This window comes from Bacillus cereus G9842 (assembly GCF_000021305.1).
GTDB lineage: Bacteria > Bacillota > Bacilli > Bacillales > Bacillaceae_G > Bacillus_A > Bacillus_A thuringiensis_S.
The window spans coordinates 4,325,204-4,338,481 of record NC_011772.1 but is presented as its reverse complement, the minus strand read 5'-3'; the positions used below and the strand labels follow the sequence as shown (position 1 = coordinate 4,338,481).

The following is a 13,278-nucleotide window of genomic DNA, read 5'->3' as shown; positions in this document are numbered from 1 at the left end:
GAGAGGAAAGATGGGAAATCAACATGCAATGGATTTGTTTGAGGAAGAGAAAAAGTTTATAAAAGCGCAAGTTCTTCATACCATTTTCCACAACGAAGAAAACCTCTATTCCGTTGTCAGTATGAAAGTCATTGAAACGAATGAAACATATGACGAAAAGAAAGTAATGATAAACGGTCATTTTCCCCGCATGCATGAAGATGAAGTGTTTACATTGACAGGTCACTTTAAGGACCATCCAAAGTATGGAAAACAATATATGGTTGAAACATTTAAAAAAGAATTGCCGCAAACAAAAGCAGGTATGGTGCAATATTTAGCGAGTGATTTATTTAAAGGGATAGGAAAGCGTACAGCGGAAAAAATTGTGGATCATCTCGGGGAACATGCTATTTCTAAAATTATGGATGACCCTGAGGCGTTAAATGGTGTTGTTAACAAACAAAAGGCTCAGGAAATATATGAGACAATTGTTGAACATCAAGGATTAGAGAAAGTAATGAGCTTTTTAAATGGTTACGGTTTTGGAACGAAACTTTCTATTAAGATTTACCAGCAATATAAAGAGATGACATTAGAAGTGATTCGTAATAATCCGTATCAACTTATTGAAGAAGTGGACGGGATTGGTTTTGGACGAGCGGATGATATAGGGCGTGCGTTAGGAATATCGGGTAATCACGACGACCGTGTACGAGCGGGATGTTTTTACACATTAGAGAATGTCTCATTGCAACTTGGTCACGTTTATATGAGGAAAGATCAACTTGTAAGAGAAACGATGTCACTTTTAAACAATCAAGAAGGAAGAGTGACTGAGGAAGATATTATAGGTTGTATTGAAACGATGCAAAGTGAAGGGAAAGTCATCATAGAAGAAGAACGAGTGTATTTAGCAACTTTATTCTACTCTGAAAAAGGTGTTGTAAAGTCTATTCGTCGATTGATGAATCAAGAGGAAACACCTTCATTTCCTGAAGCAGAAGTGTTAAAAACATTAGGTGAAATTGAAGAACAGTTAAACGTGCAGTATGCACCGTTTCAGCAAGAAGCGATTCAAACGGCACTTCATAAGCCAATGATGTTATTAACAGGTGGACCAGGAACGGGGAAAACAACTGTTATTAAAGGGATTGTTGAAATGTATGCGTCACTTCACGGATTATCGTTAAATCCGAATGAATACAGTGATGATAATCCATTTCCAATACTATTAACAGCTCCAACAGGAAGAGCAGCGAAGCGGATGAGTGAATCGACAGGACTTCCAGCTTGCACAATTCACCGTTTGCTTGGCTGGACGCCAGAAGGATCTTTCCAGCGTAATGAAACGGATCCTGTCCAAGGTAAGCTCCTTATTATTGATGAATTTTCAATGGTTGATATTTGGCTTGCGAATCAGCTATTTAAGTCGCTACCGACGAACATTCAAGTTATCGTTGTAGGTGATGAAGATCAGTTGCCATCTGTAGGACCTGGACAAGTATTAAAAGATTTATTAAATGCAGGCGCAGTTCCGACAGTGAAGCTTACTGAAATTTATCGTCAAGCAGAAGGCTCATCTGTTATTCAACTTGCCCATGCAATCAAAGACGGCACGCTCCCGCCAGATTTAGCACAAAATAAAAAAGATCGTTCATTTATCAGCTGTACAGGGGCTCAAATTGTTGAGGTTGTGAAAAAAGTTTGTGAAAATGCTAAAACAAAAGGATTTAGTGCAAGGGATGTCCAAGTATTAGCGCCGATGTACCGCGGGCCTGCTGGTATTAATGTATTAAACGAAGCATTGCAACAAGTATTTAATCCGAAGAGGGAAAAGAGTAAAGAAATTGCTTACGGTGATGTTGTATACCGAAGAGGCGATAAAGTACTGCAACTCGTTAATCAGCCAGAGAGCCAGGTGTTTAATGGTGATATTGGAGAAATTGTTTCGGTGTTTTATGCGAAAGAAAACGTTGAGCAACAAGATATGATTATCGTTTCATTTGATGGAATTGAGGTAACGTATACAAAGCCCGATTTAAATCAAATTACGCATGCATATTGTTGTTCCATTCATAAATCACAAGGTAGTGAATTTCCGATTGTTATTATGCCGATCGTGAAAAGTTACAACCGTATGTTACGTCGTAATTTAATTTACACGGGCATTACAAGAAGTAAGAAGTTCCTTATTATTTGCGGGGAGGAAGCAGCTTTCAAATCCGGTGTAAATCGCCTTGATGATGCAATGCGTCAAACAACTTTGGCTAGTCGCTTGCAGGAATCACAAGGAGAAGTACAGATGGTCACAGTTAATGGCGAAGAAATGGACGTGGAAAACATTTCACCGTATGATTTCATGTAACAAGGTGAAATTATATAGTGAAACTTTCAAACGCATAGCGTTGAAAGGCTCCAGCGATGTATAAACGAATGCAGTTTGGACATAATGGCGAATAGAATCTGGGAGTCTGTAAGGAGATGAAAGCCATATGTTCATTTGTCCAAATTGCAAAGGGAAAGACATTGGAAAAATAGGTGTCAACCAATTTTATTGCTGGAATTGTTATATCGAATTATCGGTTTCAAAGGGGAAAATCCATACGCATCAAGTTGAGGAAGATGGTTCATTAAGCTCTCTTGATGATTTATTTGATGAGAATGAAAGAACGATCGGATAACGAAAAGGGGGATTTACTTTGAATCTACGCAATTCATTAATCGCATTAGGTGTTGGAGCTGCAGCATATCAATATGCTCGTAAGCAAGATGTATTTTCAAAACGCAATATGAAAAAAGCACGTAAGATGATTAAGTCTTACTTATAATCATTTCGATAAAGTGAAAAACTCCCTTATTGACGAGGGAGTTTTTTTATGCGCTCATATGCAAATAAAAAAGTCCGATTTCTGAGAAAAGATAAGATAGACCGTAGCAGCCAACGCCGAGTATTCCATACTGCCATAATTGCTTCGCTTTTTCTTTACGTGAGGAACGAATAAAGAACCCCTTCCAAATACCAAACCCGATACAAATCCATTCAAGAATCATAAAAAGTGCTGATAATCCAAGCATAAACAAAACCATAATTAGCCCTCCTGATTATATTAATTCATGCTGTATTCTCAGGGGTGGTTGTCCTTGTTATGTTATTTATATGTACGTCTTTAAAAAACAGTATGGTCCGCATGAAAAGATTTTAAAAGTTTCGCACATAACCTACCCCATTTATTTTCAAAATAAAGGTGGAGGAGGTTTTTCATGTGAAGAATCTTAAAATCATTTGGATATATCGTTTAGGATTATTATTACTTGTTTTTCTTTGTTTGCTCGTCTTTTTAAAAATTAAGCCACTATGGGCACCGATTATTTTTGTATTTAAAGTAGCAATCACGCCATTTCTTATCGCTTGTTTTATTGCGTATTTATTGCATCCTTTAATTGAAAAAATCCATAAGGAAGGGATGCCCCGTACACTTGCCATTTTGCTTATTTATATCCTTTTCTTTGGCGGAATTGGTTATGGGATTTATAAAGGAACGCCAGTCGTTATTAAACAGTTACAAGAGATTAATGAACAATTTCCGCAGTTTACAAAGATGTACGATTCGTGGATGGATGGCGTTACAGAACAAACAGCGAATTTCCCTTCGTTCATTCATGAAAAGGTGAAACAACTTTTTGTGGGTGTGGAAACGAAGATTCAAGCGCTTTTAAATAAAGTGATGAGTACAGCTCGTGGTGTACTCGATTCATTGCTCATTATTTTCTTAATACCGTTCATTGTATTTTACATATTAAAAGATTATGGTGAGTTTTATCATATCTTTTGGAAACTAGTCCCAAGTAAATGGCGAGGTACGGGGCAAATGCTTGCGAAAGAAATTGATAAGTCACTTGGAAGTTATATTCGAGGACAGTTATTTGTTTGTTTGGTATTAGGGGGAGTATCAGCTCTTTCTTTTTGGTTTATCGGTATGAAATATCCATTATTGCTTGGTATTATTATTGGGGTAACGGATATAATCCCGTACTTCGGCCCTATTTTAGGAGCGATCCCGACGTTAATGATTGCAGCAACAGTATCAACGAGCTTACTTATTAAGGCGGGTATTACGATTGCTATTTTGCAATTTGTGGAAAGTAACATTTTATCGCCTTACATTGTTGGTAAGTCACTTCGTATGCATCCCGTTATTATTATGCTTGCATTACTAGTTGGAGGGGAAGTAGCTGGTATTGTAGGGTTACTAATATCGGTTCCCATCTTAGCAGTTATTCGCACCGTCATTGTTCATGTGAAGCCTCTCTTGAAAAAAGAAGATGTGTAAGTATAGAAGCCCTCTATGTAAGAAATAGAGGGCTAATCGTATATTTATTTAGAAATCTGCTCGTGTATCTTTTGAACGAGGGAGCTCACATCATTTGTTTGAATATGTTTTATTTTTTTCCATTCGTTATCATACATAAATACAATTTGATTGTTGAAAAGACGCTTTTGTTCTTTTAGATTAGAAATTTTTGCGAAAGAGTACTCTTCAAATATTGGATTGTTACTTACATCTGGTCCATAAAAGAATAGCCTTTTGTTCGTTAAAATCAATAGGCCTGGTCTCGCGACGGAACGATAAATAAATATGTCTAATGAACATGCTGCGTAAAGTAATATTGTTTCGTTAGTCGCTAATATGTTTTTAGCTTTGCTAAGTAAGGTTGTCATTGTGATCGCTCCTTTATTTTATTAACAATAATTTAATTATAGCAAAAAAGGTAATATTTATAATTTTTTATAAATTATTCTTGTAAGGAGATTCCGATTTGTTAATAAACGCATAATATATGAAAAGGCTGTTAAGAATGAATAGTAGAATACCTATGATAAATAAGCAATTAATACAATATAAATGATTATCTACATTGACAAACTTAAGAGAATTCTATTATATTTAGTCATATAATACATTAAATCAATGACGGAACAAGTACGTTACAGTCCATTTATAGAGAGAAGCTTCCATATGGCTGAAAGAAGCTTTAAATGAAGGGTAACAGAAAGCTAATCCTGAGAGCAGCTAATCACTGCCGTCTTGCCACGTTACGGCACCATGAGGTGATGAATTGATTGTTATTGTAATCAATTCATAATTAGGGTGGTATCGCGAGTTAACTCTCGTCCCTTTTATAGGGACGGGAGTTTTTTATATTTAAGGAGGAAAATACAATGAAACAACTAACAGGCGCACAAATTCGTCAAATGTTTTTAGACTTTTTCCAAGAAAAAGGACATGCAGTAGAACCTAGTGCATCACTAGTTCCACATGAAGATCCATCTCTTCTATGGATTAATAGTGGTGTAGCTACATTAAAAAAATATTTTGATGGACGTGTAATCCCACAAAATCCACGTATTACAAATGCTCAAAAATCAATTCGTACAAACGATATTGAAAACGTAGGGAAAACAGCTCGTCACCATACATTCTTTGAAATGTTAGGAAACTTCTCAATCGGTGATTACTTCAAAGAAGAAGCAATTACATGGGCTTGGGAATTCTTAACGAGCGACAAATGGATCGGATTCGATAAAGAATTACTATCAGTTACAATCCATCCAGAAGATGAAGAAGCATTCACAATTTGGAATGAAAAAATGGGCGTTCCAAAAGAGCGTATTATCCGCTTAGAAGAAAACTTCTGGGATATTGGTGAAGGACCAAGTGGACCGAATACAGAGATTTTCTATGACCGCGGGGAAGCTTACGGTAATGACTTTAGTGACCCAGAATTATATCCAGGCGGAGAAAACGAGCGTTACTTAGAAGTATGGAACCTTGTATTCTCTCAATTTAACCATAATCCAGACGGTTCATATACACCACTTCCTAAGAAAAACATTGATACAGGGATGGGTCTAGAACGTATGACATCTATCGTTCAAGATGTGCCTACAAACTTTGATACAGACCTATTCATGCCGATGATTGGTGCAACAGAATCAATTTCTGGTGAGAAATATCGTAATGGCGATTTAGAAAAAGATATGGCATTCAAAGTAATTGCTGACCATATCCGTACAGTAACATTCGCTGTTGGTGACGGTGCTCTTCCATCTAACGAAGGTCGTGGTTATGTATTACGTCGCTTATTACGCCGCGCTGTTCGTTATTCGAAGAAATTAAACATTAACCGTCCATTCATGTTTGAATTGGTACCGGTTGTTGGAGAAGTAATGAAAGACTTCTATCCAGAAGTACTTGAAAAGAAAGATTTCATTGCGAAAGTTGTGAAAAATGAAGAAGAGCGTTTCCATGAAACACTTCATGATGGTGAAGCAATTTTAGCTGAAGTTATTGCAAAAGCAAAAGAAGAAAAAACAACTGTTATTTCTGGAGTAGATGCGTTCCGTCTATATGACACATACGGTTTCCCAATCGAATTAACAGAAGAATATGCAGAAGAAGCTGGTATGACAGTTGACCAAGAAGGCTTCGAAAATGAAATGGAAAAACAACGTGAGCGTGCACGTGCTGCTCGTCAAGACGTTGACTCAATGCAAGTTCAAGGCGGTGTACTTGGAGAAGTTAAAGTAGCGAGTGAGTTCGTTGGTTACGGTACAGTTGCAACGGAAAGTAACGTTGTTGCACTTGTGAAAAAGGGTGAGTACACAGATAGCTTACAAGCAGGGGAAGAAGGACAGTTAATTCTTGACGTAACACCATTCTACGCTGAGAGCGGTGGACAAATTGCTGACCGTGGTTACCTTCTTGCTGACGGCGTGAAAGTTCTTGTAAAAGACGTACAAAAAGCACCAAATGGTCAAAACTTACACAAAGTAGCTGTGGAAGAAGGCACGTTAACGAAAGATGCAGCTGTGAAAGCTGTTATCGATACGAAAAACCGTAGTAGCGTTGTGAAAAATCATACAGCAACTCACTTACTACACCAAGCATTAAAAGACGTACTTGGAACGCATGTTAATCAAGCAGGTTCTCTTGTAACTTCTGAACGTCTACGCTTTGACTTCTCTCACTTCGGTCAAGTGCAAGCTGACGAATTAGAAAAAATTGAGCGTATGGTAAACGAGAAAATTTGGGAAAGTATTAACGTTGAGATTTCTCAAAAATCAATCGGAGAAGCAAAAGAAATGGGCGCAATGGCATTATTCGGTGAAAAATACGGTGATGTTGTACGCGTTGTACAAGTTGGCGATTACAGCTTAGAGCTTTGCGGTGGTTGTCACGTTGATAATACAGCTTCTATCGGTATTTTCAAAATCGTTGCTGAGTCTGGTATCGGTGCAGGAACTCGTCGTATTGAGGCGGTAACTGGTAAGTCTGCATACGAATTAATGAACGATCAAGTAGGTTTATTAAAAGAAGCAGCAGGAAAAATGAAAACAAATCCGAAAGATATTTTAACAAGAGTTGATGGTCTATTTGCTGAAGTGAAACAACTTCAAAAAGAAAACGAATCTCTTGCTGCGAAATTAAGCAATATTGAAGCTGGAAACTTAACTGATTCTGTAATGACAGTTGATGGTGTGAATGTATTAGCAGCGAAAGTAAATGTTGCAGATATGAACAACTTACGTACGATGATGGATGATCTAAAAAATAAATTAGAGTCAGCAGTTGTTGTATTAGCGTCTGTTAATGACGATAAAGTAAACATCCTAGCAGGTGTAACGAAAGACTTAATTAGCCAAGGTTACCATGCTGGTAAACTTGTGAAAGAAGTAGCTTCTCGTTGCGGCGGTGGCGGTGGTGGCCGTCCTGATATGGCACAAGCAGGTGGTAAAAACCCAGCTCAAGTCGAAGAAGCTTTAGCATTTGTACAAGAGTACGTTAAATCTGTTTCAAAATAAAGAGATAGTAGTGTACAATGGTAGGGAGAGGAGAAGTTCTTCTCCCTATACTTACTATATAAGTGAGGTGCTTGAAATGGACGGTTTTGATAAAACAATGAAGTTTAGCATTCAAGATGAAAAACAGAGTGTCCATGTAAATGATGTACTTTTAACTGTGTATGATGCACTTCAAGAAAAAGGCTATAATCCGATTAACCAAATCGTCGGTTATTTATTAAGTGGAGACCCAGCATACATACCTCGCCATAAAGATGCACGAAGCATCGTTCGTAAGCTTGAACGTGATGAGATCATTGAAGAGCTTGTGAAGTCTTACTTGAAACATCATCGTGAGGAGTAGTTTATGCGGATATTAGGTTTAGATGTAGGTACAAAAACAGTCGGAGTTGCAATGAGCGACGAAATGGGCTGGACAGCACAAGGATTAGAAACAATTAAGATTAACGAAGAACGAGGTCACTTTGGTTTTGATCGTATTTCTGAGTTAGTAAAGCAGTACAATGTGGACAAAATAGTAGTAGGTTTACCTAAAAATATGAATGGTACAATTGGCCCACGTGGTGAAGCGTGCCAACAATTTGCAGAAAACCTACGAGAGCTGTTACAATTAGACGTTGTAATGTGGGACGAGCGTTTGTCGACGATGGCAGCGGAACGTCTACTCATTTCAGCGGATGTAAGCCGTAAGAAGCGAAAACAAGTAATCGATAAGATGGCTGCAGTCGTAATCTTACAAGGATTTTTAGATAGTAAATAAGAGGTGACCAAAATGGAAGAAAATCAAATTACAATTGTAGACGAAAAAGGTAACGAACATTTATGTGAAATTATTTTCACTTTTGATGCTGAAAAATTTGGTAAAAAATCATACGTAGTCTTCTCTCCAATCGGTGAAGTAGACGAAGATGGAGACCAAATTTATGATGCAATGGCTTATGAGCAAAATGAAGAAGAGGGCGGAAGTTTACTTCCAATCGAATCTGAAGAAGAGTGGGAAATGGTACAAGAAATGTTCAACACTCTTGCTGATGAGCAAGAAGCTGAATAATAAGTACTGAAAAGATGGACGACATACAGTCCATCTTTTTTTTGTATTTATATGTAAAATGAAAGATTTTTTGTCGAAACTGTGTAATCCTTTGTAGTATAATGAGACGGATTGTAGAAAAATAAAATGGATACTAAAAAAGATAGGCGAATTTGTTGTGGCTTTCCATCATGCTGTATAGAAACATATACATATGGTCTACAATTGAATAAGGAGGAAGAGTTTTGATAGAGAATCAAGTGAAAAAGAAGCGTAGACGCATCTTTTTATTTTCGATTATTGCACTGCTTTTAGTTTGTGGTTCAGTCTATGCGTATATTTCATCCGCATTAGGACCAGTTGATAGCGGGAATAAAAAAGAGATTGAAGTAGAAATTCCGAAAGGATCATCTACAAGTAAAATTGGAGAAATTTTAGAAGAAAAAGGCGCTGTGAAAAACGGTACAGTTTTTAGTTTTTATACAAAGGCTAAATCGAAAAGTTTACAAGCAGGTACATATTTATTAAATCCTTCGATGAATGCTAAAGATGTTATCGAACAAATGTCATCTGGCAACGTGCATCGTCCAGCTCTTTATAAAGTGACGATCAAAGAAGGAGCTCAAGTAACTGAAATTGCAGAAACGATTGCGGCAGAACTAAAGTGGAATAAAGATGATGTTACGCGTCAATTAAACGATAAAGCATTTATTCAAAAAATGCAGCAAAAGTATCCGAAGTTATTAACGGATAAAATCTTTGATAGTAATATTAAATACCCATTAGAAGGTTATTTATATCCTGCGACGTATTCATTTTATAAGAAAGATACGACGTTAGAAGAAATCGTAATTCCGATGCTTGAGAAAACAAATGCAATCATTGTTCAAAATGAGGCAAAAATGAAAGCAAAGAACTGGGATGTTCATCAGCTTTTAACATTATCTTCACTTATTGAAGAAGAGGCAACTGGTTTTACAGATCGTCAAAAGATCTCTAGTGTCTTTTATAATCGTTTAGAGAAAGGTATGCCGCTTCAAACGGATCCAACGGTATTATATGCACTTGGAAAGCATAAACAACGTGTATTATACGAAGATTTAAAGGTCAACTCACCGTACAATACGTATGTTGTAAAAGGATTGCCGGTAGGGCCGATCGCAAACTCTGGTAAACATTCAGTGGAAGCTGCGTTAGAACCTGCGCAAACAGATTATTATTATTTCTTAGCTGCACCAAGTGGTGAAGTGTACTATGCGAAAACATTAGAAGAGCATAATGCATTAAAGCAAAAATACATTACGAAAAAACAGTGAAATGGGGAGGGATAGCGAAAAAAGTCGCACATCCCTCTTTTTTGTGGTAAAATATATCGGGTTAAAAACTGGCAGAAGAATCGTTTTTAATATCAAAACGGGACGTACAAGCTAAGGGTAAAACTGGCTTGTATTTTTATTGCATTCTATGTGGGAAAAGACGTCATAGAGGCACTTCTCCATGTAAATAAGGAGGACCATTTATGGAGGATGCAGTTAACGAGTACCTATTATCATTTATTGATCCGAAAGATAAATTAATTCTTGAAATGGAAGAATATGCAACAGAAAATCATGTGCCGATTATGGATCGACTTGGAATGGAATTTATGCTGCAATTTTTACGTTTAATTGGACCGAAAAGCATTTTAGAACTTGGAACAGCAATCGGTTATTCTAGTATTCGTATGATGCAAGCTATTTCAAATTCACGTATTGTGACAGTTGAGCGCAATCGTGAGCGATATGAAAAAGCACTTGAATATATAGAACGTTCCCCAGTAACAGATCGTATTTCAGTTATTTACGGTGATGCGTTAGAGACAGGTGAACAAGTAAAAGAACACGGGACATTTGACGTTATTTTTATTGATGCAGCAAAAGGACAGTATCGTCGCTTTTTTGACTTATATGAACCGTTATTAAATCCTGGTGGCGTAATTATTTCAGATAATGTTATGTACCATGGTCTTGTAACGACAAAAGAGAAAATTGAAAACAGACGTACACGTGGTTTAATCCGTCGTATTAAGACGTACAATGAGTGGCTTATGAACCATGAAGGATACGATACAACGATTTTCCCAATTGGTGATGGAGTAGCTGTTAGTAAAAAGAGAGGGTGACCAAGGTATGAAGAAACCTGAATTGTTAGTAACGCCAAGAGCGGTGGCGGATATCGAACTTCTTGCGAAAGCAGGAGCAGATGCGGTAATGATCGGTGAGCAAAAGTTTGGTTTACGTTTAGCAGGGGAGTTTTCACGTGAAGATGTAAAACAAACTGTGAAGATTGCACATGAAAATGGTGTGAAAGTATACGTAGCCATGAACGCTATGTTCCACAACGATAAAGTAGAAGAATTAACAGATTACGTTTCATTTTTAAATGAAGTAAATGTAGATGCAATTGTTTTCGGAGATCCAGCAGTATTAATGGCTGTTCGCGAAGTAGCGCCAAATATGCAGTTGCACTGGAATACAGAAACGACAGCAACAAACTGGTTCACTTGTAATTACTGGGGACAAAGAGGAGCGAAGCGCGCTGTATTAGCTCGTGAGCTGAGCTTAGATGAAATTGTTGATTTAAAAGAAAATGCTGAAGTGGAACTAGAAGTACAAATTCACGGTATGACTTGTATGTTCCAATCGAAGCGTTCATTAGTAGGAAATTACTTTGAGTATCAAGGACGTAATCTTGACATTGAAAAGAAAAAATATGAAGAGAATATGTTCTTATATGACCCAGAGCGTAACAATAAATATCCAATTTATGAAGATGAAAATGGTACTCATATTATGAGTCCGAACGATATTTGTTTCATCGATGAATTAGAGGAACTAATCGAAGCTGAAGTTGACAGCTTAAAAATCGATGGTGTACTAAAAAGCTCTGAATACATTATTGAAGTAACGAAGAAATATCGTCAAGCGATTGATTTATGTGTGGAAGATCGTGATGCATATTATGACTTGAAAGATGCTCTATATAAAGAAATAGAAGAAATGCAACCAGTAAATCGTCCGTTAGACACAGGATTCTTCTTTAAAGAAACGGTTTACTAAACGAGGAGGGTGTAGGAAATGACTGTACAAGAAATTTCACGAGTGATCGATGGCAAACGTGTTATTGTGAAGAAACCTGAACTGTTAATCCCTGCGGGTAACTTAGAAAAATTAAAAGTAGCTATCCATTACGGGGCAGATGCTGTATATTTAGGTGGACAAGAATTTGGTCTTCGTTCGAATGCAGGTAATTTTACGCTAGAAGAAATGGCAGAAGGCGTTGAGTTTGCAAAGAAGTATGGAGCAAAAATATACGTAACAACAAATATCTTTGCACATAATGAAAATATGGACGGGCTAGAGGAATATTTAAAAGGGATTGAAAAAGCTGGCGTAACGGGGATTATCGTTGCTGATCCGCTTATCATTGAGACTTGTAAACGTGTAGCGCCTTCTGTTGAGGTGCATTTAAGCACACAGCAATCACTATCCAACTGGAAAGCAGCACAGTATTGGAAAGAAGAGGGTTTACATCGTCTTGTATTAGCTCGTGAAGCAAGCTATGAAGAAATGAAAGAAATCAAAGAAAAAGTGGATATTGAAATTGAAGCATTCGTCCATGGTGCAATGTGTATCGCATATTCAGGAAGATGTACATTAAGTAACCATATGACAGCGCGTGACTCTAATCGTGGCGGTTGTTGCCAATCTTGCCGCTGGGATTATGATTTAGTTCAAACAGTATCACAACATAAAGATGCAAAAGAGCTTCCTCTATTCCAAGAAGAAGATGCTCACTTTGCGATGAGTCCAAAAGATCTAAATTTAATTTTATCAATTCCGAAAATGATTGAAATTGGAATCGATAGCTTAAAGGTAGAAGGACGTATGAAATCAATCCATTACGTAGCGACTGTAGCAACTGTATATCGTAAAGTAATTGATGCTTATTGTGCGGATCCAGATAACTTTGAGTTTAAACAAGAATGGTTAGATGAGCTTGATAAATGTGCAAATCGTGATACAGCTCCTGCATTCTTTGAAGGGGTTCCAGGACATCAAGAGCAAATGTTTGGAAATCATAGTAAGAAAACAACGTATGATTTTGCTGGTTTAGTGTTAGATTATAATGAAGAAACGGGCATCGTAACGATTGAGCAACGTAATCATTTCAAACCAGGACATGAAGTGGAGTTCTTTGGACCAGAAATAGAAAACTTTACGCAAACGGTGGAGAAAATTTGGGATGAGGATGGAAACGAATTAGATGCAGCGAGACATCCGTTGCAAATCGTGAAATTCAAAGTGGATCAACGAGTGTATGTGAATAATATGATGCGCAAAAGCATACTTCAATAAGAAAG

Annotated in this window: 14 protein-coding genes and 1 other annotated feature; of the genes, 12 read left to right on the top strand and 2 right to left on the bottom strand. The window is 37.2% G+C overall.

The annotated features are described in order from the left end of the window. Nucleotides 1-10: 10 nt before the first annotated feature. The 3 genes from recD2 (at nucleotide 11) to BCG9842_RS21865 (ending at nucleotide 2,810) form a co-directional block, all read left to right on the top strand. Nucleotides 11-2,347, top strand: a complete 2,337-nt coding sequence (gene recD2, locus BCG9842_RS21875; protein WP_000528079.1) for an SF1B family DNA helicase RecD2 — start codon at nucleotides 11-13, stop codon at nucleotides 2,345-2,347. A gap of 127 nt (nucleotides 2,348-2,474) precedes the next feature. Further along, complete coding sequence (locus tag BCG9842_RS21870; RefSeq protein ID WP_000469281.1) at nucleotides 2,475-2,663, top strand: hypothetical protein; 189 nt, start codon at nucleotides 2,475-2,477, stop codon at nucleotides 2,661-2,663. Between the two features lie 18 nt (nucleotides 2,664-2,681). Continuing rightward, nucleotides 2,682-2,810: a YrzQ family protein gene (locus BCG9842_RS21865; protein ID WP_001053553.1), complete on the top strand. Its 129-nt coding sequence runs from the start codon at nucleotides 2,682-2,684 to the stop codon at nucleotides 2,808-2,810. Between the two features lie 46 nt (nucleotides 2,811-2,856). Here the strand turns inward: BCG9842_RS21865 and BCG9842_RS21860 are convergent, their stop codons facing one another. Next, nucleotides 2,857-3,069, bottom strand: a complete 213-nt coding sequence (locus BCG9842_RS21860; protein ID WP_000242539.1) for a hypothetical protein — start codon at nucleotides 3,067-3,069, stop codon at nucleotides 2,857-2,859. A gap of 176 nt (nucleotides 3,070-3,245) precedes the next feature. On the opposite strand from BCG9842_RS21860, the gene BCG9842_RS21855 reads away from it, so the two are divergent. Further along, complete coding sequence (locus BCG9842_RS21855) at nucleotides 3,246-4,313, top strand: AI-2E family transporter (protein ID WP_000793127.1); 1,068 nt, start codon at nucleotides 3,246-3,248, stop codon at nucleotides 4,311-4,313. 44 nt (nucleotides 4,314-4,357) lie between these two features. Here BCG9842_RS21855 and BCG9842_RS21850 read toward each other — a convergent pair whose 3' ends face one another. After that, entirely contained in the window at nucleotides 4,358-4,702 is a 345-nt protein-coding gene (locus BCG9842_RS21850; RefSeq protein WP_000209589.1) for a PH domain-containing protein, read from the bottom strand. A gap of 241 nt (nucleotides 4,703-4,943) precedes the next feature. Continuing rightward, nucleotides 4,944-5,163, top strand: a binding site (T-box leader). A 40-nt stretch (nucleotides 5,164-5,203) separates the two neighbouring features. Here BCG9842_RS21850 and alaS point away from each other — a divergent pair. The 8 genes from alaS (at nucleotide 5,204) to BCG9842_RS21810 (ending at nucleotide 13,273) form a co-directional block, all read left to right on the top strand. Then, complete coding sequence (gene alaS, locus BCG9842_RS21845; RefSeq protein WP_000811808.1) at nucleotides 5,204-7,846, top strand: alanine--tRNA ligase; 2,643 nt, start codon at nucleotides 5,204-5,206, stop codon at nucleotides 7,844-7,846. Nucleotides 7,847-7,922: 76 nt separating this feature from the next. After that, nucleotides 7,923-8,189, top strand: a complete 267-nt coding sequence (locus BCG9842_RS21840) for an IreB family regulatory phosphoprotein (RefSeq protein ID WP_000348591.1) — start codon at nucleotides 7,923-7,925, stop codon at nucleotides 8,187-8,189. Between the two features lie 3 nt (nucleotides 8,190-8,192). Further along, nucleotides 8,193-8,606 carry a Holliday junction resolvase RuvX gene (gene ruvX, locus BCG9842_RS21835; protein WP_001221202.1) on the top strand — a complete coding sequence of 138 codons (414 nt, stop codon included), beginning with the start codon at nucleotides 8,193-8,195 and terminating at the stop codon, nucleotides 8,604-8,606. Nucleotides 8,607-8,618: 12 nt separating this feature from the next. Next, nucleotides 8,619-8,897 carry a DUF1292 domain-containing protein gene (locus BCG9842_RS21830; RefSeq protein ID WP_000392246.1) on the top strand — a complete coding sequence of 93 codons (279 nt, stop codon included), beginning with the start codon at nucleotides 8,619-8,621 and terminating at the stop codon, nucleotides 8,895-8,897. 224 nt (nucleotides 8,898-9,121) lie between these two features. Further along, complete coding sequence (gene mltG / locus BCG9842_RS21825; protein WP_000572141.1) at nucleotides 9,122-10,192, top strand: endolytic transglycosylase MltG; 1,071 nt, start codon at nucleotides 9,122-9,124, stop codon at nucleotides 10,190-10,192. A gap of 203 nt (nucleotides 10,193-10,395) precedes the next feature. Beyond that, the gene (locus BCG9842_RS21820) at nucleotides 10,396-11,037 is read left to right on the top strand and encodes an O-methyltransferase (RefSeq protein ID WP_000389103.1); all 642 of its coding nucleotides are present in this window, start codon (nucleotides 10,396-10,398) and stop codon (nucleotides 11,035-11,037) included. A gap of 7 nt (nucleotides 11,038-11,044) precedes the next feature. Beyond that, the gene (locus BCG9842_RS21815) at nucleotides 11,045-11,974 is read left to right on the top strand and encodes a peptidase U32 family protein (RefSeq protein WP_000742792.1); all 930 of its coding nucleotides are present in this window, start codon (nucleotides 11,045-11,047) and stop codon (nucleotides 11,972-11,974) included. Nucleotides 11,975-11,992: 18 nt separating this feature from the next. Beyond that, entirely contained in the window at nucleotides 11,993-13,273 is a 1,281-nt protein-coding gene (locus BCG9842_RS21810; protein WP_000217970.1) for a peptidase U32 family protein, read from the top strand. Nucleotides 13,274-13,278: the final 5 nt, after the last annotated feature.

What these genes read in the sequence shown, in the direction of transcription:
- recD2 (WP_000528079.1), top strand. Translation starts at nt 11, where the DNA reads ATGGGAAATCAACATGCAATGGATTTGTTTGAGGAAGAGAAAAAGTTT.
- BCG9842_RS21870 (WP_000469281.1), top strand. Translation starts at nt 2,475, where the DNA reads ATGTTCATTTGTCCAAATTGCAAAGGGAAAGACATTGGAAAAATAGGT.
- BCG9842_RS21860 (WP_000242539.1), bottom strand. Translation starts at nt 3,069, where the DNA reads ATGGTTTTGTTTATGCTTGGATTATCAGCACTTTTTATGATTCTTGAA.
- BCG9842_RS21850 (WP_000209589.1), bottom strand. Translation starts at nt 4,702, where the DNA reads ATGACAACCTTACTTAGCAAAGCTAAAAACATATTAGCGACTAACGAA.
- alaS (WP_000811808.1), top strand. Translation starts at nt 5,204, where the DNA reads ATGAAACAACTAACAGGCGCACAAATTCGTCAAATGTTTTTAGACTTT.
- BCG9842_RS21840 (WP_000348591.1), top strand. Translation starts at nt 7,923, where the DNA reads ATGGACGGTTTTGATAAAACAATGAAGTTTAGCATTCAAGATGAAAAA.
- ruvX (WP_001221202.1), top strand. Translation starts at nt 8,193, where the DNA reads ATGCGGATATTAGGTTTAGATGTAGGTACAAAAACAGTCGGAGTTGCA.
- BCG9842_RS21830 (WP_000392246.1), top strand. Translation starts at nt 8,619, where the DNA reads ATGGAAGAAAATCAAATTACAATTGTAGACGAAAAAGGTAACGAACAT.
- BCG9842_RS21820 (WP_000389103.1), top strand. Translation starts at nt 10,396, where the DNA reads ATGGAGGATGCAGTTAACGAGTACCTATTATCATTTATTGATCCGAAA.
- BCG9842_RS21815 (WP_000742792.1), top strand. Translation starts at nt 11,045, where the DNA reads ATGAAGAAACCTGAATTGTTAGTAACGCCAAGAGCGGTGGCGGATATC.
- BCG9842_RS21810 (WP_000217970.1), top strand. Translation starts at nt 11,993, where the DNA reads ATGACTGTACAAGAAATTTCACGAGTGATCGATGGCAAACGTGTTATT.